The organism is Lelliottia sp. RWM.1, from assembly GCF_016859735.1.
In the GTDB taxonomy this organism is placed as follows: Bacteria; Pseudomonadota; Gammaproteobacteria; order Enterobacterales; family Enterobacteriaceae; genus Enterobacter.
On the sequence record NZ_WLVC01000013.1, the window covers coordinates 71,007 to 90,580 of the forward strand.

20 protein-coding genes are annotated in these 19,574 nt (G+C 52.3%); 12 read left to right on the plus strand and 8 right to left on the minus strand.

What is annotated here, in order from left to right:
* Position 1: 1 nt before the first annotated feature.
* The 5 genes from sapD to pspF form a co-directional block, all read right to left on the minus strand.
* On the minus strand, positions 2 to 994 hold the full coding sequence (gene sapD / locus GF617_RS12135; protein WP_181619626.1) for a putrescine export ABC transporter ATP-binding protein SapD: 993 nt from the start codon (positions 992 to 994) through the stop codon (positions 2 to 4).
* The gene (gene sapC / locus GF617_RS12140) at positions 994 to 1,884 is read right to left on the minus strand and encodes a putrescine export ABC transporter permease SapC (RefSeq protein ID WP_181619625.1); all 891 of its coding nucleotides are present in this window, start codon (positions 1,882 to 1,884) and stop codon (positions 994 to 996) included. The genes sapD and sapC overlap by 1 nt, the downstream gene beginning before the upstream one ends.
* The gene (gene sapB / locus GF617_RS12145) at positions 1,871 to 2,836 is read right to left on the minus strand and encodes a putrescine export ABC transporter permease SapB (protein WP_181619624.1); all 966 of its coding nucleotides are present in this window, start codon (positions 2,834 to 2,836) and stop codon (positions 1,871 to 1,873) included. The genes sapC and sapB overlap by 14 nt, the downstream gene beginning before the upstream one ends.
* Positions 2,833 to 4,473 carry an ABC transporter substrate-binding protein SapA gene (gene sapA / locus GF617_RS12150; RefSeq protein WP_181619623.1) on the minus strand — a complete coding sequence of 547 codons (1,641 nt, stop codon included), beginning with the start codon at positions 4,471 to 4,473 and terminating at the stop codon, positions 2,833 to 2,835. Before sapA ends, sapB begins: the two co-directional genes overlap by 4 nt.
* A gap of 88 nt (positions 4,474 to 4,561) precedes the next feature.
* On the minus strand, positions 4,562 to 5,539 hold the full coding sequence (pspF, locus tag GF617_RS12155; RefSeq protein WP_181619622.1) for a phage shock protein operon transcriptional activator: 978 nt from the start codon (positions 5,537 to 5,539) through the stop codon (positions 4,562 to 4,564).
* A gap of 166 nt (positions 5,540 to 5,705) precedes the next feature.
* Between pspF and pspA the strand changes: the two genes are divergently transcribed.
* The 10 genes from pspA (at position 5,706) to tyrR (ending at position 13,891) form a co-directional block, all read left to right on the plus strand.
* Entirely contained in the window at positions 5,706 to 6,374 is a 669-nt protein-coding gene (gene pspA, locus GF617_RS12160) for a phage shock protein PspA (protein WP_203451745.1), read from the plus strand.
* A gap of 54 nt (positions 6,375 to 6,428) precedes the next feature.
* Positions 6,429 to 6,653, plus strand: coding sequence for an envelope stress response membrane protein PspB (gene pspB / locus GF617_RS12165; RefSeq protein WP_181619620.1), 225 nt, complete (start codon positions 6,429 to 6,431; stop codon positions 6,651 to 6,653).
* Positions 6,653 to 7,012: an envelope stress response membrane protein PspC gene (pspC, locus tag GF617_RS12170; RefSeq protein WP_181619619.1), complete on the plus strand. Its 360-nt coding sequence runs from the start codon at positions 6,653 to 6,655 to the stop codon at positions 7,010 to 7,012. Before pspB ends, pspC begins: the two co-directional genes overlap by 1 nt.
* A gap of 12 nt (positions 7,013 to 7,024) precedes the next feature.
* The gene (pspD, locus tag GF617_RS12175; protein WP_181619618.1) at positions 7,025 to 7,243 is read left to right on the plus strand and encodes a phage shock protein PspD; all 219 of its coding nucleotides are present in this window, start codon (positions 7,025 to 7,027) and stop codon (positions 7,241 to 7,243) included.
* A gap of 115 nt (positions 7,244 to 7,358) precedes the next feature.
* Entirely contained in the window at positions 7,359 to 8,756 is a 1,398-nt protein-coding gene (locus GF617_RS12180) for a YcjX family protein (protein WP_203451746.1), read from the plus strand.
* The gene (locus GF617_RS12185) at positions 8,753 to 9,802 is read left to right on the plus strand and encodes a YcjF family protein (protein WP_203451747.1); all 1,050 of its coding nucleotides are present in this window, start codon (positions 8,753 to 8,755) and stop codon (positions 9,800 to 9,802) included. The genes GF617_RS12180 and GF617_RS12185 overlap by 4 nt, the downstream gene beginning before the upstream one ends.
* 144 nt (positions 9,803 to 9,946) lie before the next feature.
* Positions 9,947 to 10,648: a transcriptional regulator gene (locus tag GF617_RS12190; protein WP_203451748.1), complete on the plus strand. Its 702-nt coding sequence runs from the start codon at positions 9,947 to 9,949 to the stop codon at positions 10,646 to 10,648.
* A 25-nt stretch (positions 10,649 to 10,673) separates the two neighbouring features.
* Entirely contained in the window at positions 10,674 to 11,594 is a 921-nt protein-coding gene (locus tag GF617_RS12195; RefSeq protein ID WP_203451749.1) for a pyridoxal-phosphate dependent enzyme, read from the plus strand.
* Positions 11,591 to 12,253: an alanyl-tRNA editing protein gene (locus GF617_RS12200; protein ID WP_203451750.1), complete on the plus strand. Its 663-nt coding sequence runs from the start codon at positions 11,591 to 11,593 to the stop codon at positions 12,251 to 12,253. The genes GF617_RS12195 and GF617_RS12200 overlap by 4 nt, the downstream gene beginning before the upstream one ends.
* 96 nt (positions 12,254 to 12,349) lie before the next feature.
* Positions 12,350 to 13,891 (plus strand): transcriptional regulator TyrR, encoded by a 1,542-nt coding sequence (gene tyrR, locus GF617_RS12205; protein ID WP_181619612.1) that lies wholly within the window; start codon positions 12,350 to 12,352, stop codon positions 13,889 to 13,891.
* A 38-nt stretch (positions 13,892 to 13,929) separates the two neighbouring features.
* Here the strand turns inward: tyrR and GF617_RS12210 are convergent, their stop codons facing one another.
* Positions 13,930 to 15,138 carry an aldose 1-epimerase family protein gene (locus GF617_RS12210; RefSeq protein WP_181619611.1) on the minus strand — a complete coding sequence of 403 codons (1,209 nt, stop codon included), beginning with the start codon at positions 15,136 to 15,138 and terminating at the stop codon, positions 13,930 to 13,932.
* A gap of 336 nt (positions 15,139 to 15,474) precedes the next feature.
* The gene (gene tpx, locus GF617_RS12215; protein WP_181619610.1) at positions 15,475 to 15,981 is read right to left on the minus strand and encodes a thiol peroxidase; all 507 of its coding nucleotides are present in this window, start codon (positions 15,979 to 15,981) and stop codon (positions 15,475 to 15,477) included.
* A 104-nt stretch (positions 15,982 to 16,085) separates the two neighbouring features.
* Here tpx and ycjG point away from each other — a divergent pair, with 104 nt between their 5' ends.
* Positions 16,086 to 17,051: an L-Ala-D/L-Glu epimerase gene (ycjG, locus tag GF617_RS12220; protein ID WP_181619609.1), complete on the plus strand. Its 966-nt coding sequence runs from the start codon at positions 16,086 to 16,088 to the stop codon at positions 17,049 to 17,051.
* On the opposite strand, the gene mpaA is transcribed toward ycjG, so the two are convergent.
* On the minus strand, positions 17,042 to 17,755 hold the full coding sequence (mpaA, locus tag GF617_RS12225) for a murein tripeptide amidase MpaA (RefSeq protein WP_181619608.1): 714 nt from the start codon (positions 17,753 to 17,755) through the stop codon (positions 17,042 to 17,044). The two genes, ycjG and mpaA, sit on opposite strands and share 10 nt — an antisense overlap.
* A 183-nt stretch (positions 17,756 to 17,938) precedes the next feature.
* On the opposite strand from mpaA, the gene GF617_RS12230 reads away from it, so the two are divergent.
* Entirely contained in the window at positions 17,939 to 19,555 is a 1,617-nt protein-coding gene (locus GF617_RS12230) for an ABC transporter substrate-binding protein (RefSeq protein WP_203451751.1), read from the plus strand.
* The last annotated feature ends 19 nt before the right edge of the window (positions 19,556 to 19,574 follow it).

Consider the following 19,574-nt stretch of genomic DNA (forward strand, 5'->3'; position numbering starts at 1 on the left):
TTCACTCTCTCTCCATGTTCAGCGGGAAGTGGCAGGCATAAAGATGATTTTTGGCCCCCATTAACCGCGGTGTTTCAATACACTTGCGCTGGGCATAGGGGCAACGTGGCCCCAGGCGGCAACCAATCGGTAGTGACTCTAACAATGGGATTGCGCCAGGTAAGGTATTAAGACGACTTTTGTGCGGCATTGCACTACCAAAATCAGGAATCGCGCGGATCAATGCCTGGGTATATGGGTGATGTGGCGTAGTGACCAGCTCTTCACTGATGGCCGTTTCTACCGTCTGCCCGCAGTACATGACATCAATCTTGTCAGCCCATTTGCTCAACATCTGGAGGTCATGACTGATCAGCAAAATGGTGGTGTTGTTATTTTGATTCAGACGAGTCAACAGTCGGAAAATCTGCGCCTGAGTGGTCGGCTCCATCGCGTTTGTTGGCTCATCGGCAATCAGCAAACGTGGCTGGTTAGCCAGCGCAATGGCAATCATCACTTTCTGACATTCACCGTCGGTCAGTTCATACGGGAAGCTACGCATTGCATCTTTGTGATCTTTAATCCCGACACGGTGCAATAGCTCAATTGCCCGACGCTTACGCCAGCCAAAACGCTGCCACCAACGCCCCTTATATGTCCAGCCGGGGATATTTTGCATCAGCTGTTTCCCCACCCGCTCTGACGGGTCGAGACAGGATTGCGGCTCCTGAAAGATCATGGAGACATTGTGTCCCACCAGCTTGCGGCGTTCGCGCGGGGAGAGGCGTTGCAGGTCAATGTCATCAAAGCGCATACGATCTGCCGTCACGCGCCAGTTATCTTTCGCCACCCCGCAAATGGCTTTGGCGATCAGACTCTTTCCTGATCCTGATTCACCGACCAGACCGCGAATCTCACCCTCTGCAAGCGTGATACTGATCCGGTCAACAGCCTTAACCCAGCCTTCACTGGTTTTGAATTCGATGGTCAGATTGCGGATATCGAGTAACGGCATTATTCCACCCCCGCATTAATCGCCCGGCGAATTCCGTCGCCAAGCAGGTTGACCAACAACACGCTGACCATAATGGCGGCCCCGGGCAACATGACCGTCCAGGGGGCGACATAAATCAGTTCCAGTGCATCGCCGAGCATTGCACCCCATTCCGGAGACGGAAGTTGAGCACCAAGATCAAGAAAACCAAGTGCGGCAATGTCCAGAATCGCCATTGAGAGGGCGCGTGTAATTTCTGTCACCAGACCAGAGGCGATATTAGGCAGTACGGCAAACCACAGAATATTCATCGTCGTCGCGCCGTCCAGTCGGGCGGCAACAACATACTCTTTCTCAAGTTCATCATGCACCATGCTGTAAACCGAACGAACCATACGGGGCAGAATTGCCAGCCAGACGGCGAACATGGCGTGGGAAAGATGTGGCCCGGCAAACGCCACGACAATGATGGCCAGCAGCAGGGACGGGATTGAAAGCAGCGTATCCAGAATATGGTTCAGCACCGCCGAACGCAGGCCGCGAGTCGAACCGGCAAAGATGCCCAGTGCCAGTCCGCAAATTGTGGCCGCTAACGTCACCACAAATGCCCCGCCTACCGTAGGCGCAGCACCGCTCAGCAGGCGGCTCAGCACATCACGTCCGAGATCGTCTGTGCCTAAGAAGAAAGAGACCTCGCCGTAGCGGGACCAGGATGGCGGCAGTAACTGATAGCCAAGGAACTGCTGATCCAGACCGTAAGGTGCAAACCATGAACCGAAGACGCACAGCAATACCAGCCCGGCACAGCCGTAAAGGCCGATCATCGCTGTCGTGTCACCGTAGAATTTACGCCACACGGTGCGTAGCGCACCCGGCGTGCGCTTTTCGCTGTAAACGCTATCGTAAGGCATACCATTCCTTATGCTTCAGCGGGTTAGCCATCGCGCCCAGAATATCGGAGAGCACGTTAACAATAATGACCAGCGAACCAATGACCATGACACCCGCAGAGATAGCGGCATAGTCCTGCTGACGAATGGCATTGATCAACCAGCGTCCCAGTCCAGGCCAGCTAAAGACCATCTCAGTGATCATGGCCAGTGTCAGCATGGTTGAAAATTGCAGTCCAAGACGGGGGATCACTGGGGGTAGAGCATTGTGCAACACATGGCGGCGCAAAATTGTCAGGCGAGAGAGACCTCGCGTAGCAGCAGCTTTCACATAGTTCTGATCAAACACCTCAATGGTGCTGATTCGCATCAACCGAATCACTTCCGTTGTGGGGGCAACGGCAAGCGTCAGAACCGGCAACACCATATGGCGCAGTGCGCTAATGATCATCTCATGCCGCCAGACCGAGTCTGAGAGCCAGGCGTCGATGATCGCGAATCCGCTCACGGTCTTTACGGTATAGAGCAGGTCAAAACGGCCAGAAACTGGCAGCCAGCCTAGCGTTAGCGAGAAGAACAGCGTCAGCAACAGGGCCAGCCAAAAAACAGGAATCGAGAAGCCAAGCAGGGCAAGGGCGCTGATAAACTTATCCTGCCATTTATTGCGGTAAATCCCGGCCAGCATACCAACGGGAATACCGACCATCAGTGCGAACCCAAACGCCAGGATGCACAATTCCATGGTTGCCGGGAAAACCTCTTTCAGTTGTTCGGAGATGAGCTGTCCATTAATACTGGAGACGCCAAAATCCCAGTGCAGCACACCATTAAACCAAAACAGCCATGCGTCCCACAATGACGAGCCCTGAAGCGGGGCATGTGGGGTGAAATAACTTAGGCTGAAACCGATAAACGTCAGAAAAAAGAGCGTAATCAGCAGCAGCAGTAACCGACGCAAGGTAAAAATAATCACGGTTTTTTCACCTCTTGTTCTTTTTCGCGTGAAACGCCCGCAAAGGAGGCATTGCCGAACGGACTCAGAACAAGCCCTTTAATATCATAGCGATATGCCTGAAGGCGCAGAGAGGAGGCAAGCGGTAACACGGGTAATTCTTTCGCAAGAATGTTCTGCGCTTCATCGTAGGCATCGATACGCGAGGCCAGCTGTTGTGAAGAGAGTGCTTTTTGCAGCACTGCGTCGAACTCACGATTACACCAGTGAGCGTAGTTAGTCTGCGAGTTAATGGCTGCACAGCTCAGCAATGGACGGAAAAAGCTGTCCGGGTCATTACTGTCGGTGGCCCAGCCAGCCAGAGTTAAATCATGATTCATGTCCATCAGACGCGCTTCCTGGAAACGACCTTCAACAGGAACGATGATCACTTTCACGCCAACCTGCGCCATATCAGCCTGCAACAGTTCAGCGGTTTTCAGCGGGCTTGGGTTCCACGCCTGTGAACTGGTCGGAACCCAGAGCTGTAACGTGAGATTTTCCGCACCCAGAGCCTTGAGCTGTGCTCTGGCTTTCGCCGGATTGTATTCAGTGACTTTTGCTTCACTGTCATAGGCCCATGATGCGCGAGGTAAAATCGATGCAGCCGTTTCTGCTGTGCCGTAATAGATCGACTGCATCAGACGCTGATTATTGATCGCCAGCGCCAGTGCATGACGAACGGCTGGGTTATTCAGTGGCGGCTTATCGGTGTTAAACGCCAGATAAGCGATATTCATACCAGGGCGCAATGTCAGACGCAGGCGCGGATCGTCACGCAGGATGGTGAGCTGGCTTGCAGCAGGCCAGGCGAGAACATCACATTCGCCGGTCAGCAGTTTGGAGAGTCGGCCCGTTCCACCGGAGCCGAGATCAACCACAACTTGCGGCATCAACGGTGTGCCCCGCCAGAAATGTTCGTGGCGTTGCAGGCGAATATATTGCCCGGAACGGTACTCGGCCATCTGGAATGGGCCTGTGCCAACAGGTTGTCTGTCCAATAGCTCCTGGCGGTCTTGTTTGGTCAACTGCGCGGCATACTCAGCAGACATGACGGATGCATAGTGTGTTGCCAGATGCCACAGGAAAGAGGCGTCCGGGCGTGTCAGGCTGAACTCTACCGTCCGGTTATCCAGCTTGCGTACGCTTTTGACGGTGTCGGCAAATTGCAGGCTATCGAAATAGGGGAAGCTGCCCCCGTTGACGTTATGCCAGGGGTGGTTGCGATTAAAGATACGCTGGAAGGTAAAGACGACATCATCCGCATTAAGCTTACGGGTTGGGGTAAACCATGGCGTATGTTGAAAAGCAACGTCATCGCGCAGATGAAAACGGTAGGTTGCGCCGTTATCCAGCACCTCCCAGCTTTCGGCAAGCTCCGGGACCAGGCGATAAGTATAAGGATCGACATCCAGCAGACGGTCATAAAGCTGAGCCGCGAGGGTATCGACAATCAACCCGCTGCCCGCTTTTTGCGGGTTAAAGGTGTCTACTTGTCCGCTGACACAATAGACAAAACCGCTATCACGAATATCAGGAAGCGCAGCTCGTTCAGGCGCAGCGAAGGCCAGACTGCTGTACAGACCGAGTGCAAACAGGGACGATAAAACCAGACGCATAATTTTTAAGGTTTTTAGGTTCGATCTGCAAAGTGTATCGCACTTACACCTGCTTCGTAAAAATGTCTGCGGGTAAGTGCTGATAATGTCAGCGCATTTGATGCTTTTTGAGCAATGCCCTTAATTGATGGTAGGTCAGACCCAGCAGTTCAGCCGCCCGTTTTTGGTTAAATTTCGCCTGCTTCAGACTCTGTTCGAGTAACCGTTGTTCCTGATGGTGCTGAAACTGGCGCAAATCCAGTGGGAGTAAAGGGGCATCCGTTGGGGGTGCTGGCAACGTGCTGAGGCGGGTCGTGGGCTGGAAAGGATCAAGAATGATATTGTCCAGCTCCGTCTCACTGCTGCCATGCCGATAGACAGAACGTTCCACAACATTTTTCAGTTCACGAATGTTGCCAGGCCAGTGGTACGCCAGCAGGGTTTCGCTCGCATAGTCGCTGAAACCGGGAAAGAGCGGCAGCCCAAGTTCGCGGCACATCTGGATCGCAAATTGCTCCGCCAGCAGCATGATGTCACTGCGGCGTTCTCGCAGCGGCGGCAACTGCACGACATCAAAGGCCAGCCGGTCAAGAAGGTCAGCGCGAAATTTATCTTCAGCCACCATGTGCGGCAGATTGGCGTTGGTGGCACAAACCAGCCGGACGTTAACCTGCAAAGGCTGGCTTCCGCCCACACGCTCCAGCTCGCCGTACTCAATCACACGCAGCAGTTTTTCCTGCACCAGCATCGGGGCTGTCGCCAGTTCGTCCAGAAACAGCGTGCCGCCATCGGCGCGTTCAAAGCGACCCGGATGGCGTTTTTGTGCGCCGGTAAATGCGCCCGCTTCATGGCCGAAGAGTTCGGTATCGAGAAGATTTTCATTCAGCGCCGCGCAGTTGAGGGAAATAAACGGCCCTTGCCAGCGGGAAGATAAAAAGTGTAATCGGTTGGCGATAAGCTCTTTGCCCGTGCCACGTTCTCCGATAATCAATACCGGTTTGTTAAGGGGGGCCAGGCGGGAAACCTGCTCCAGTACTTCAATAAAGCTGTTGGCTTCACCCAGCAGATTATCTTTAAATTCGGCCATGGTTAAATTCACCATTCATTAGTGATATTCACCAGGTGAGAGTAGAGTGTTACTGTTCTAAAATCAAACAGAATTAGGTAAATCAAGAAGATAAAAAGTTGGCACGTAAATTGAATTATCTCTACAGCAGGGCATCGCCCGATAACAGAACTGTGAGGATTGAATTATGGGTATTTTTTCTCGTTTTGCCGACATCGTGAACGCCAACATCAACTCTCTGCTGGAGAAAGCGGAAGATCCGCAAAAGCTGGTGCGCCTGATGATTCAGGGAATGGAAGATACGCTGGTTGAAGTGCGCTCCACCTCTGCGCGGGCGCTGGCTGAGAAAAAACAGCTAACACGCCGCATTGAACTGGCTACTGCGCAACTCAACGAATGGCAGGAAAAAGCCGAGCTGGCGCTGCGCAAAGATAAAGAAGATCTGGCCCGCTCAGCATTGATTGAAAAACAGAAGCTCACGGATTTAGTCACCTCTCTGGAGCATGAAGTGACGCTGGTAGACGATACACTTTCACGCATGAAGAAAGAGATTGCGGAGCTTGAAAATAAACTCAGTGAAACCCGTGCACGCCAGCAGGCACTGACGTTACGACACCAGGCGGCAAATTCTTCACGCGATGTACGCCGTCAACTGGACAGCGGCAAGCTTGATGAAGCAATGGCCCGGTTCGAGTCTTTTGAACGCCGGATTGACCAGATGGAAGCCGAAGCGGAAAGTCACAGCTTTGGTAAGCAAAAAACGCTGGATCAACAATTCGCTGATCTGAAAGCAGATGATGCAATCAGTGAGCAACTGGCGCAGCTGAAAGCCAAAATGAAGCAAGATAACGAATAATAAAGTGTGCGGCATCTGAGTATGCCGCCGCGTACCGAAAGACAAGGAGTACACATGAGCGCGCTTTTTCTGGCTATTCCCCTGACCATCTTCGTGCTGTTTGTGCTGCCGATTTGGTTATGGTTGCACTACAGCAATCGTTCTTCACAAGGTGAGTTGTCTCAGAGTGAACAGCAGCGTCTGGCGCAGCTATCTGATGATGCGAAAAAAATGCGCGAACGCATTCAGGCGCTGGAAGCCATCCTGGACGCGGAGCATCCGAACTGGAGGGATCGTTAATGGCAGGACTGAATCTGAACAAAAAATTGTGGCGTATCCCACAGCAAGGCATGGTTCGCGGCGTCTGCGCCGGACTGGCCCACTATCTGGACGTGCCGGTGAAACTGGTGCGCGTTGTGACGGTACTGTCGATTTTCTTTGGTTTGGCGTTCATCACTCTGGTGGCCTACATCATTTTATCGTTCGTGCTTGATCCTATGCCTGATGCTGAACTGGCGGGAGAACGCGGACCAACCAGCAGTGATTTACTGAGTGCTGTTGATGCTGAACTGGCAGCCGGAGAGCGCCGTTTGCGCGAAATGGAACGCTATGTAACGTCTGATACGTTTACGTTGAGAAGTCGTTTCCGTCAGCTTTAAGAGAGGATATGAATGAATTATTCCTGGCAACAGGCGGGGCAGAGGGTTAAACCCGGCCTGAAAATAGCAGGTAAACTGGTCCTGCTGACTGCATTACGCTATGGCCCCGCAGGTGTTGCCGGCTGGGCGGTGAAGTCTGTTGCCCGCAAGCCGGTCAGGATGTTATTGGCTGTGGTGCTGGAGCCCATGCTCAGAAAACTGGCGGGTCGACTCTCTGGAAAACTGAAGTAACTTTCCTGTGGCACGCAACGGTGCGTGCCGATATTCACTAAGGTTTTATTCCTTTCACATAGCCCCCATGTCATATTTTTAAGAACACAAACGCCTTCAGGCAAAAAGGACGGCGATGAAGCGACTTAAAAACGAACTCAATTCTTTGGTCAACCGGGGTGTTGATCGTCACTTACGCCTGGCCGTTACGGGACTAAGCCGTAGCGGTAAAACGGCTTTTATCACTGCGATGGTTAATCAACTGCTTAATTTGCACGCCGGAGCGAGGCTGCCTCTGCTCAGTGCGGTGCGTGAAGAACGGCTGCTGGGTGTTAAACGCGTGCCACAGCGAGATTTTGGTATTCCGCGCTTCACCTATGATGAAGGATTAGCGCAACTGTACGGTTCGCCCCCTGCATGGCCGACACCCACACGCGGTGTAAGCGAGATCCGACTCGCACTTCGTTTTCGCTCCAATGACTCGCTGATGCGTCATTTTAAAGAAACCTCCACGCTCTACCTCGAAATTGTGGATTACCCCGGGGAATGGCTGCTGGATTTACCGATGCTGGCGCAGGATTACCTGAGCTGGTCGCGGCAAATGACCGGTTTGTTACAGTGTCACCGCGCGGAGTGGTCGGCAAAATGGCGTGAGCTGTGTGACGGCCTGGACCCGCTCGCACCTGCGGATGAAAACCGTCTGGCATTGATTGCTGAAGCCTGGACAGGGTATCTGCACCAATGCAAAGAGCAGGGGCTGCATTTTATCCAGCCGGGGCGCTTTGTCCTTCCGGGGGATTTGGCTGGAGCGCCGGTGTTGCAGTTTTTCCCGTGGCCGGGAGTGGATGCCACAGGAGAGTCGAAGCTGGCACAAGCGGGCAAACACACCAATGCCGGTATGCTTCGCGAGCGTTACAACTATTACTGCGAAAAAGTGGTGAAGGGTTTTTATAAAAATCACTTCCTGCGATTTGATCGTCAGATTGTGCTGGTGGATTGTCTCCAGCCACTCAACAGCGGGCCACAGGCGTTCAATGACATGCGTCTGGCACTGACGCAACTGATGCAAAGTTTTCACTATGGGCAACGGACCTTATTCCGCCGTCTGTTCTCGCCTGTTATCGACAAATTGCTGTTTGCTGCCACGAAAGCGGACCATGTGACCCTTGATCAGCACGCTAATATGGTGTCGTTGTTACAGCAATTGGTACAGGACGCCTGGCAAAATGCTGCCTTTGAAGGTATCAGCATGGATTGCCTGGGGTTGGCCTCGGTGCAAGCCACGCAGAGTGGGTTGATTGATCTGAATGGCGAGAAGATCCCGGCGTTGCGGGGAAACCGACTGAGCGATGGAGAGCCGCTCACTGTCTATCCTGGGGAAGTGCCTGCACGTTTGCCTGGTCAGGCATTCTGGCAAAACCAGGGCTTCCAGTTTGAGGCATTCCGCCCTCAGGCCATGAATGTTGACCAGCCGCTGCCGCATATTCGTCTTGATGCCGCGCTGGAGTTTTTGATTGGAGATAAACTGCGATGACGGAACCGTTGAAGCCACGGATTGATTTTTCCGGGCCGCTTGAGCCCGGGCAGAACGACGCGTTAAAAATGGCGAAAACGTTTAGTGGCCCGCAAGCCGAACATTTTGCACCTGTACTGAAGGAAGAGGAACTTGCGGACGAAGGGCAGGCTGAAGCCGCAGTTGAAGCCGCCTTGCGGCCTAAGCGCAGTCTCTGGCGCAGGATGGTCACCGCGGGGTTAGCACTCTTCGGCGTGAGTGTGGTGGGACAAGGTGTGCAGTGGGCTGCCACGGCCTGGCAAACCCAGGATTGGGTGGCGATGGGGGGGGGGGCCGCCGGGGCGCTGATGATTGGTGCTGGCGTAGGGTCCGTTGCCACAGAGTGGCGTCGGCTGTGGCGTCTGCGCCAGCGCGCGCAAGAGCGTGATGAAGCGCGCGACCTGTTGCACAGCCACGCCGCCGGTAAAGGCCGTGCATTTTGTGAAAAACTGGCGAGCCAGGCCGGGATAGACCAGTCGCATCCCGCGCTTCAGCGCTGGTACGCCGCCATCCATGAAACCCAAAATGACCGGGAAGTGGTGACATTATATTCCCATATGGTACAGCCCGTTCTGGACGCACAGGCCCGGCGGGAGATCAGCCGCTCGGCCGCAGAATCCACGCTGATGATTGCCGTCAGCACGCTTGCACTGGTTGATATGGCGTTTATTGCCTGGCGCAATTTACGTCTGATTAACCGCATTGCCACCCTGTACGGTATTGAACTGGGTTACTACAGCCGTCTGCGACTGTTTAAGCTTGTCCTGCTGAATATTGCCTTTGCGGGCGCGAGTGAACTGGTTCGCGAAGTCGGGATGGACTGGATGTCGCAGGATCTTGCGGCGCGTCTTTCCGCGCGAGCGGCACAAGGTATTGGTGCGGGGTTATTGACGGCGCGACTGGGGATTAAAGCAATGGAGCTTTGCCGGCCGCTGCCGTGGATCGACGGCGATAAGCCGCGACTGGGTGATTTTCGTCGCGAATTAGTCGGCCAACTCAAAGACACCCTAAACAAAAAAACACCGTAATTCCGCTATTCTGGCTCATCAACACTATGTTGATGAGTCAGCGCATTTTCCCCTATTGATAAACGATTTGTTGATCAACTAAGGCGCGCTATGCTAATTTACTTCAACATATTGTTTAAGTCACCTCAACATTAAGTAGACGTTATGGCAAGCATTCCGGAAGAACAACACCTGCAAGCATTACTTCAGGCACTGTCGGCCGCTATTCGTGTAATGGGCAGCGTGGTGTCACGCAATACAGAAATCGTGCTTCATGATTTACGCCATCTTGATTATTCCATTGCTGAGATTGCCAACGCTCATGTCACCGGGCGCAAGAAAGGGGACTCTGTCCTGGCTGGCATGCGCACTGACAGGGCGTTTATCGATGCGATGGAAAACAGGGATGAGCCTGTGACGTTATTACTGGATTACGTGACCTGGACGCGAGAAGGCAAACCCATGCGCAGCAGTACGGCGATCTATCGTGATGCGAAGGGAATGCCCTACGCCGCGCTTTGTATCAACGTCGACAACACTGGCATAGAGAACGCGTTGCAAACCTTGTTCACGTTGACCGGGGTGACACCTGAACAGGCTGTCCGCGCCGACACCCTACCGCAGACGGAAACCGCACCTGGCAATATCGAGGGGCTGATGCAGGACATAATTAAAACGACCACCGCGCTGGAGCCCGGCCATCGTCGTACTGATGTGAAACGCGCCAACATGATGGCGGTTAAGAGCATGCAGGAAAAAGGTATTTTCCTGATCAAGGGGGGCGTCGAGAAAGCGGCTGAAGCACTGGGTGTGACGCGTTACACCATCTATAACTACCTCGATGAACTCAAAAACTACAATAAGTAGCCCGTTACCTCAGGGATCAAAAATCATGTCGTTAAGCATTAATACTCCACTTCTTGAATCTCTTCCGTTGGGCCAGCGGAATAACACACGTGTATGGATGAAAATGGAGGCCATGCAACCGTCTGGCTCCTTCAAAATGCGCGGTGTCGGGCACGCCTGCGAATACTACGCCGCACAGGGGGCGCAGCGTTTTATCTCATCTTCTGGCGGTAATGCGGGGCTGGCAGTGGCTTATGCCGGGCGAAAACTGGGCATTCCTGCCCTCATCGTTGTGCCTGAAACGACGTCTGAACGCGCCCGCTATCTGCTGGGTCTGGAGGGGGCTGGGGTGAAGGTTCATGGGCAATCGTGGGCTGAAGCGCATGAGTTTGCCTTGTCCGTGTCGACCAAAGACGACGCCTTTATTCATCCATTTGATTCCCCTCTTTTGTGGGAAGGGCATGCGACCTTAATTGACGAGGTGGCCTCTGATGGCGTGAAGCCAGACGCAGTCATCTTGTCGGTTGGCGGCGGTGGTTTGCTTTCCGGTGTGTGTGAGGGACTACAGCGTAACGGACTGGGGCATATACCGGTATTTACCGCAGAAACAGAAGGAATGACATCGTTTAAGGCGGCGCATCAGGCGGGATATCCGGTCATGCTGCCCGCATTGACAGGGGTGGCAACATCCCTGGGCGCGCGGCAGGTGTGCCAGCGTGCCGTTGAGTGGTCCAGAGAAATGCGCATCGAACCCTGGACGGTCAGCGACCAGGAAGCTGTGGACGCATGCCTCTCCTTTGCTGACGACCACCGCACGTTGGTTGAACCCGCGTGCGGCGCAGCGCTTGCGCTGCTTTACACACAAAAATTACCACTGCACGAAATGAACGATGTCCTGGTTATTGTTTGCGGCGGGTCGACAACGACGCTTTCTGCACTCCAGCAATTTACGAAGAGCGAGAAATGACTGAAAGGGCCTATTACTACAGCGACGAATTGAGCATGCAGACTCAGGTGCTGAGCTGTACACCCGCAGATGATGGACGCTTTCGGGTTGTCCTGGCCGCGACACTTTTCCATCCACAGGGCGGCGGCCAGATGTCTGATACTGGGCGGATTGACACGGCAATCATGTTGCAGGCTGTTCAGGAGGAGGGGGATGTCATCCATTTCACGGAAAAGGCGGTTGAACCTGGCCCGGTAAGTATTCAGATTGACGGCAAGCGCCGAAGCCTCCATTCGCGTTATCACTCGGCAGGACATATTATCGCTTGTATTGGTGAGCAATACTGCTGGTTTGGCTACAAGGGTAACCATAAACCGGGTGAGGGCCGGATCGTATTTAAACCCGCCGATGTAACGCATCCCGTAACAGCAGACGATTTTTCTGCCGGCGCTAACGAGATTGTCAGTCGTCATCTTGCGCGGAGTTTGCGTGAAGAAGAGGGGCGACGAAAAGTGACATGGGGGACGCTCCCGGACTATGCCTGTGGAGGAACGCATGTCGTCAATACTGGTGATGTGGGCGAAATACTGATCACCAAAGTCAAAGCGAAAAAAGGCGAGCTCACCGTACAGTATGCTTTGCATGATCATCCCACCCACGGAACTGAAATAGTCCAATAAAGCACCAGGCTGTCAATATTTGTTGACAGCCATCTTCCCGATCACCGCATTCTGACTTATTATTTTAATGTTAATGGCTTAAACGGTGAATTTCCCATGCGTCTGGAAGTGTTTTGTGAAGACCGTCTCGGTCTGACCCGCGAGTTACTCGATCTGCTTGTTTTACGTAGCATTGATTTACGTGGCATTGAGATCGATCCTGTCGGGCGAATTTACCTCAATTTTGCCGAAATTGAATTTAATACCTTCAGCAGCCTGATGGCGGAGATCCGCCGTATCGCTGGCGTTACGGATGTCCGAACCATTCCGTGGATGCCTTCTGAACGTGAGCACCTGGCACTGAGTGCCTTGCTGGAAGCCATGCCTGAGCCGTTCTTGTCGCTGGATTTAAAAAGCAAAGTCGAGCGTGTGAATCAGGCGAGTTGCCAGTTATTTGCCCAAAGCCAGGATAAGCTCACTCACCATCATGCGATGCAGTTGATCCCCGGTTTTAATTTCCAGCGTTGGCTGGAAAGTAATCCGCAAGGAACGCACAGCGAGCATGTCGTGATTAATGGACAAAATTTCCTGATGGAAATTACGCCGGTTCACCTGAAAGGGGAAAATGAAACCAGAGTGCTGACCGGTGCGGTGATCATGCTGCGTTCGACGGTTCGCATGGGGCGTCAACTGCAAAACCTGTCCAGCCAGGATGTTGGAGCATTTAGCCAGATCATTGCCGTCAGTCCTAAAATGCGCCATGTGGTAGAGCAGGCACGTAAGCTCGCCAATCTGACGGCGCCTTTGTTGATTACCGGCGATACCGGTACGGGTAAAGATCTTTTGGCTCATGCAGTGCATTCAGCCAGCCCGCGAGCGGCAAAACCTTACCTGGCGCTTAACTGTGCCTCCATACCTGAAGACGCTGTTGAAAGCGAGTTGTTCGGCCATGCCCCTGAAGGGAAAAAAGGCTTTTTTGAACAGGCAAATGGCGGATCTGTCCTGTTGGATGAGATCGGTGAAATGTCGCCGCGCATGCAAGCAAAACTGCTGCGCTTCCTGAATGACGGGACGTTCCGTCGTGTTGGGGAAGATCATGAAGTTCATGTTGATGTACGTGTGATTTGTGCGACGCAGAAAAACCTGGTCGAGCTGGTGCAGAAAGGGGTATTCCGTGAGGATCTCTATTATCGCCTGAATGTGTTGACGCTTAATATTCCGCCACTGCGTGATTGCCCACAAGATGTCATGCCGCTGACAGAGCTATTTGTGGCGCGTTTCGCCGACGAACAAGGCGTGCCGCGGCCGAAACTGTCCGCCGACCTGGGCGTGGTACTGACGCGTTATGGCTGGCCGGGCAATATTCGTCAGCTTAAAAATGCCGTCTATCGCGCGTTGACGCAACTGGAAGGCTACGAGTTACGTCCACAGGATATTCTTCTGCCAGACTATGATGCCGGGACAGTATCAGTAGGTGAAGAGGCAATGGAAGGTTCGCTTGATGACATTACCAGCCGTTTCGAACGCTCGGTGTTGACGCAGCTTTATCGTAGCTATCCAAGCACCCGTAAGCTGGCGAAACGCCTTGGTGTGTCTCATACCGCGATTGCGAACAAGCTTCGCGAGTACGGGCTGAATCAGAAGAAGGGCGATGAATAAGAGTATAAAAGCCTCCGTGATGGAGGCTTTTTTTTGAATTATTCCGTCGCGATTGGAGTGGCGCTTTCCTCCACTTTCGTATTGCCCTGAATTTTTGCGATTCTGTTTTCTACCGCAGCAACCTGATCCTTGCCGGAAAGCAGGGTATAGGTCAGATCAAATTGAGTGCTGGCGCCGGGCTGAAGTTGTTTCACGCGTTTTTGTTCGCGTTCAATCGTCACCGGGTAGGCGTAACTGGTTCCCGGCTCAATTCCTGTAACATAGCCCTGTTTATGGGTGTCAGTATTTTTCCATAAGGTCAATACCGGAAGCTGGCGTGTATCGAACTGGATAGAAGCGCCTTTATCGCCAGCTTTATTCACCACTGCTGCAAGCGTTTCATGGTTTTCATCGGCAAGGGGTTTCATATTGAAGACCATCTCATCAAAGCCTTTGGTGGGGCCTGCATAGGTCTGCCAGGTATTCAGACCGGCTTTTGCATACTCATTGAATGGACTGATACTTGATATGGGGGCCAGGAAACGAGCGCCTTCTTCCAGAATGGGGGTCCCGAAGTTACTGTGATAAATGATCTGATAATCATGCGGGTAGTCCGCATGATTGGTCAAAACATCATGCAGGCTGAAACTGTTGCTACCCGGTACGTAACGCAGTTCCGTCATCGTCTGTAAATCGGCTTTCTTAAAGGTACTCTCTTTTATCAGACCACGGATTCGGATTTCATGTGGGGCGACGTCCGAAACCTCAACTTCTACCCGTGACGCTGGCGTGTTCCCGGCTTTACCATGCAGAGTGTAGATTTGTCCGTCCGCCGTAACAGGGTGGCCTGTCCATTCATATCCGCAACGGACCATCATTTCATTGAAACCTTCCAGCCAGCCTAAACCATTCCTGCTTTCGAGGTTTATAAAGGCCGGATTGACGACCTCTTTGACAGGGGAATCCCATCCCATCTTCGAGCCAAAGCCTTCAATTCGTAACAGATTCATTCCACGGCTTGGACTTAACGTGATAGTCAGGCCATCTTTGCTGCGAATGATGATGACTTTACTGCCTTCTTGTTTGCCGCCGTGAAGCACGTTCTGTTCAATGCTGAAATGTTTATCATTGACCTTCAGCTCTTCGCTTGAAATCTTCCAGTTTCCTTTCTCTATGCTGTCTTCAGCACTTGTCAGCACCCAGGTTTTAGCCGCAGCATGGCCGGAAATAAGCACCGCAAGTACCGTTAACGCCAATTTTATTTTCATTTTGCATCCTTTTTGCTGAAACGATTATGTTCTTTTCAAGGAAAATCTAATGATTCGTGGCATTGATAAATGTGATGTTCCTCACCTGATGAGGAAATGTGCATTTTTGGCATGAAATATGAGATTTAGATCTCTTAATATAGAAATAATTGCTGTGTTATTGCAGTGGGAATGTGATTTTTGATGATGATGGCTTTAACGATTCAGCTTTTAATGACTAAAAAACCCCGCCGTGGCGAGGTTCTGAGTATCCAGTCCGTCAGAATAATGACAAGAACCGTTCTAAATCCTTTTATTTCATAACTTTGCTAAGCTGTATAAAGCGTAGCGTTGTTATTACGCTTTCAGCACATCGAGTGCCGCAGTGTAATCTGGCTCGGTGGTGATTTCATTGACCAGCTCGCTGAATACGACGTTGTCGTTTTCATCAATGACCAGCACCGCACGCGCGGCCAGGCCTTTCAGCGCACCTTCAGAAATACCAACACCGTATTTTTCGAGGAAATCAGGGTTGCGCAGTGTTGACAGGGTAATGACGTTGCTCAGACCTTCTGCGCCGCAGAAGCGAGATTGTGCAAACGGCAGGTCAGCAGAAATACACAGGACAACGGTGTTGTCCATTTCAGTGGCCAGTTGATTGAATTTACGCACGGATGCGGCACATACACCGGTATCGATGCTTGGGAAAATGTTCAGGACTTTACGTTTGCCGGCGAACTGGCTCAACGTGACGTCAGACAGATCTTTAGCCACCAGAGTAAAAGCCTGAGCTTTGCTGCCAGACTGCGGAATGGAACCTGCAACAGCAACCGGGTTGCCCTGGAAATGAACGAGTTGTGACATAGATATCTTCCTGTTTACATATAGTTAACGTCGAGGCTAGTGTATGCCAACAGCGGATAACACGGCAAACCAATTTTTGTCTCACAGGTGGCAAGGAGTCAGTGATGAGAAGCGTAAAGGTCTATGAAGAAGCCTGGCCATTGCATACCCCCTTTGTGATTTCCCGCGGTAGCCGCAGCGAAGCGTGCGTTGTGGTGGTCGAAATAGAAGAAGAAGGGGTGAAGGGGGTGGGGGAATGTACTCCCTATCCTCGCTATGGAGAGAGTATTGCCTCGGTGATGGCGCAGATCATGACGTTAGTGCCGGAGCTGCAAAAGGGACTCACGCGTGAGGCACTGCAACAGCGGTTACCCGCAGGGGCGGCCCGTAATGCAATCGACTGTGCGCTATGGAGCCTTGAATCGGTTACACAACACCTCACTTTACCGACATTGCTGAGCGTCACGTTGCCAGAATCCGTCGTGACGGCGCAGACTGTGGTGATTGGTGAGCCGGAACAGATGGCCGCAAGTGCAAAAGCACTTTATGAGGCCGGTGCGACGCTATTGAAGGTAAAACTTGACGATCGCCTGATAAGCGAACGAATGGTTGCCATTCGCGCGGCAGTGCCGCAGGCAACTCTGATTGTTGATGCAAACGAGTCATGGCATAGCGAAGGGTTAGCCGCGCGCTGTCAGTTGCTGGCCGACCTGGGTGTCGCCATGTTAGAGCAGCCATTGCCCGCAAATGATGACGCGGCCCTGGAGAATTTTATCCATCCGCTGCCTGTTTGTGCGGATGAAAGCTGCCACACTCGCGAAAGCCTGGCAGGGCTTAAAGGTCGGTATGAGATGGTGAATATTAAGCTCGATAAATCAGGTGGGCTGACGGAAGCACTGGCATTGGCAAAAGAAGCGAAAGTTGAAGGTTTTTCGCTAATGCTGGGATGTATGCTGTGCACATCGCGTGCCATCAGTGCCGCGTTACCGCTCGTTAGCCAGGTGAGCTTTGCCGATCTTGATGGCCCGACGTGGCTGGCAGTTGATGTCTCACCCGCCCTGACGTTTACCACTGGCCTGCTTCATCTTTGAGGCTGCCAGCGCAGAAGCGCTGCCATGGCCTTGAGGTATTTTTCACTGGCTTCGTCAGATGAAATGGGTGGGAACTCAGCAGTAATGCAGTGCAGGCCGAGATCTGCACACCAGCTCCCAAATGAGCCGGGTGTCTCATAGCCCACGCTGGTCACCAGTGGAAGCGCGAATGCCTCCGCCAGCCATTGTCCCAGCGCGGTATGGCGAGGATCTTCAATGCAGGCGAGTGGGTCGTGGAAAGAGACAACCCAGGCAGGGTGGAGTCGATGAATGAGCTGGCACAGGGCCTGGGTTTCAGGCTCTGACCCCGGTATCTCTCCGGTCAGTAACACGACATCACGCGTTTCTGCTGAACTGTTCCAGCGATAGACGGTTTCACCCGCTCGCCAGTTTGCTGACGGGAAATTCCGGTTTAAGTCGATCCCCCTCGCATTTGCCCTGAGTCCAAGCTGACAGCCGTCCGGATTCACAGTCAATATCACGTGGTGACGACGTAACTCCGGGGTCAGGGTACGCAGTGCGCACGACAGCGTGACGATGGATGAATTCTCGTCGCCGTGTGTTCCCGCGATAATCAAGCCACTGTTGCGATCGGCTTCAGGAGCCGGAAACCATATTAGCGGTGCGCCTAAGAATGAACGGCCGTAGTGTTCCGTTCCTGGTGGAAATGCGCCGCGTTCTGTTCTTGGTCGGGTAAGTGACATAGGAAATCCTGATTAAGAGGTCGTCATTGGCAGTGTTGTGTAAAAATCGCTGTTAATCAAATAGTTTCCGTAACACTGGAATAATGTCAGATATCAACTTTCAGGGTTAAGATATTTGCATTTCTCTGATTCGAAACAAATAATTACCCATCTGTTTTTACCTGACATCTCAAAGGGGATCTCATGAAGCATCCTGTTTCGTTGCTCTGTTCTGCGCTGTGGCTGTGCGGGCTCTCTTCACTCTCTTATGCTGCTGATATACCAAAGGGTACTGTGTTGGCGCCAAAACAGGAGCTGGTGCGGCATATCAAGGATGAGCCTGCCTCACTTGATCCGGCAAAAGCGGTGGGACTGCCTGAAATTCAGGTCATCCGGGATCTCTTTGAAGGGTTAGTTAATCAGAATGAGAAAGGGGAATTAACACCGGGCGTGGCAACGCGCTGGCAGAGTAATGATAACCGTGTCTGGACTTTTGTTTTGCGTGACAACGCAAAATGGTCAGACGGTACTCCTGTGACGGCGCAAGATTTTGTGTACAGCTGGCAACGTCTTGTTGATCCGAAAACGACTTCGCCTTTTGCCTGGTTTGCAGCCCTTGCCGGCATCAATAATGCGCAAAACATTATTGATGGTAAAGCTGCGCCTGACACACTGGGCGTAACAGCGGTTGATGCTAAGACGCTGCGTGTCCAGCTGGATAAGCCGCTTCCGTGGTTTGCGAATCTGACAGCCAGCTTTGCGTTTTATCCCGTTCAAAAAGCGAATGTTGAAAGTGGTAAAGAGTGGACGCGGCCAGGCGCGCTGGTGGGCAATGGCGCTTATGTTTTGACGGATCGCGTGGTGAATGAAAAACTGGTTGTCGAACCGAACACGCATTACTGGGACAATGCCAAAACGGTACTGCAAAAAGTCACTTTTATCCCGATTAACCAGGAATCTTCAGCAACGAAGCGTTATCTGGCAGGTGACATTGATATCACCGAATCCTTCCCGAAAAATCTGTATCAGAAGTTACTCAAAGACATTCCAGGACAGGTGTATACGCCACCACAGTTGGGAACCTATTACTACGCATTTAACACGCAGAAGGGCCCGACAGCAGATCCTCGCGTGCGTCTGGCACTGAGCATGACTATCGATCGTCGCATCATGGCTGAGAAAGTGTTAGGTACAGGGGAGAAACCAGCATGGCACTTTACCCCTGACGTGACTGCCGGATTTACACCAGAAACGTCACAGATTGAGCAGATGTCGCAGCAGGAACTTAACGCGCAGGCGAAGATGCTCTTACAGGCAGCGGGTTATGGCCCACAGCGTCCACTGAAACTGAACTTGCTGTACAACACGTCTGAAAATCATCAGAAAATTGCTATTGCGGTAGCCTCAATGTGGAAGAAAAATCTGGGAGTGGACGTTAAACTGCAGAACCAGGAGTGGAAAACCTACATTGATAGTCGTAATACCGGGAATTTTGACGTGATTCGTGCGTCATGGGTAGGGGATTACAATGAACCCTCTACATTCCTGTCGTTATTGACCTCGACTCACAGCGGCAACATTTCACGTTTTAACGACCCGGCATACGATAAGATCATTAATCAGGCAACTCTGGAAACAACAGCGAAAGCGCGTAATGCTGATTACAACAAGGCTGAAAAACTTCTTGCTGAGAAGGCCCCTATTGCACCAATCTACCAGTACACCAATGGTCGTCTTATTAAACCGTGGGTGAAAGGATACCCAATTAATAATCCTGAGGATGTGGCTTACAGCCGTACCATGTATATCGAGAAGCACTAATATTTTTCGGTCAGTGCCT

What these genes read in the sequence shown, in the direction of transcription:
- GF617_RS12195 (WP_203451749.1), top strand. Translation starts at nt 10,674, where the DNA reads ATGTCGTTAAGCATTAATACTCCACTTCTTGAATCTCTTCCGTTGGGC.
- pspC (WP_181619619.1), top strand. Translation starts at nt 6,653, where the DNA reads ATGGCAGGACTGAATCTGAACAAAAAATTGTGGCGTATCCCACAGCAA.
- sapD (WP_181619626.1), bottom strand. Translation starts at nt 994, where the DNA reads ATGCCGTTACTCGATATCCGCAATCTGACCATCGAATTCAAAACCAGT.
- mpaA (WP_181619608.1), bottom strand. Translation starts at nt 17,755, where the DNA reads ATGTCACTTACCCGACCAAGAACAGAACGCGGCGCATTTCCACCAGGA.
- sapC (WP_181619625.1), bottom strand. Translation starts at nt 1,884, where the DNA reads ATGCCTTACGATAGCGTTTACAGCGAAAAGCGCACGCCGGGTGCGCTA.
- tpx (WP_181619610.1), bottom strand. Translation starts at nt 15,981, where the DNA reads ATGTCACAACTCGTTCATTTCCAGGGCAACCCGGTTGCTGTTGCAGGT.
- pspF (WP_181619622.1), bottom strand. Translation starts at nt 5,539, where the DNA reads ATGGCCGAATTTAAAGATAATCTGCTGGGTGAAGCCAACAGCTTTATT.
- GF617_RS12200 (WP_203451750.1), top strand. Translation starts at nt 11,591, where the DNA reads ATGACTGAAAGGGCCTATTACTACAGCGACGAATTGAGCATGCAGACT.
- ycjG (WP_181619609.1), top strand. Translation starts at nt 16,086, where the DNA reads ATGAGAAGCGTAAAGGTCTATGAAGAAGCCTGGCCATTGCATACCCCC.
- GF617_RS12190 (WP_203451748.1), top strand. Translation starts at nt 9,947, where the DNA reads ATGGCAAGCATTCCGGAAGAACAACACCTGCAAGCATTACTTCAGGCA.
- pspD (WP_181619618.1), top strand. Translation starts at nt 7,025, where the DNA reads ATGAATTATTCCTGGCAACAGGCGGGGCAGAGGGTTAAACCCGGCCTG.
- tyrR (WP_181619612.1), top strand. Translation starts at nt 12,350, where the DNA reads ATGCGTCTGGAAGTGTTTTGTGAAGACCGTCTCGGTCTGACCCGCGAG.
- GF617_RS12210 (WP_181619611.1), bottom strand. Translation starts at nt 15,138, where the DNA reads ATGAAAATAAAATTGGCGTTAACGGTACTTGCGGTGCTTATTTCCGGC.
- pspA (WP_203451745.1), top strand. Translation starts at nt 5,706, where the DNA reads ATGGGTATTTTTTCTCGTTTTGCCGACATCGTGAACGCCAACATCAAC.
- sapA (WP_181619623.1), bottom strand. Translation starts at nt 4,473, where the DNA reads ATGCGTCTGGTTTTATCGTCCCTGTTTGCACTCGGTCTGTACAGCAGT.
- pspB (WP_181619620.1), top strand. Translation starts at nt 6,429, where the DNA reads ATGAGCGCGCTTTTTCTGGCTATTCCCCTGACCATCTTCGTGCTGTTT.
- GF617_RS12230 (WP_203451751.1), top strand. Translation starts at nt 17,939, where the DNA reads ATGAAGCATCCTGTTTCGTTGCTCTGTTCTGCGCTGTGGCTGTGCGGG.
- GF617_RS12180 (WP_203451746.1), top strand. Translation starts at nt 7,359, where the DNA reads ATGAAGCGACTTAAAAACGAACTCAATTCTTTGGTCAACCGGGGTGTT.
- GF617_RS12185 (WP_203451747.1), top strand. Translation starts at nt 8,753, where the DNA reads ATGACGGAACCGTTGAAGCCACGGATTGATTTTTCCGGGCCGCTTGAG.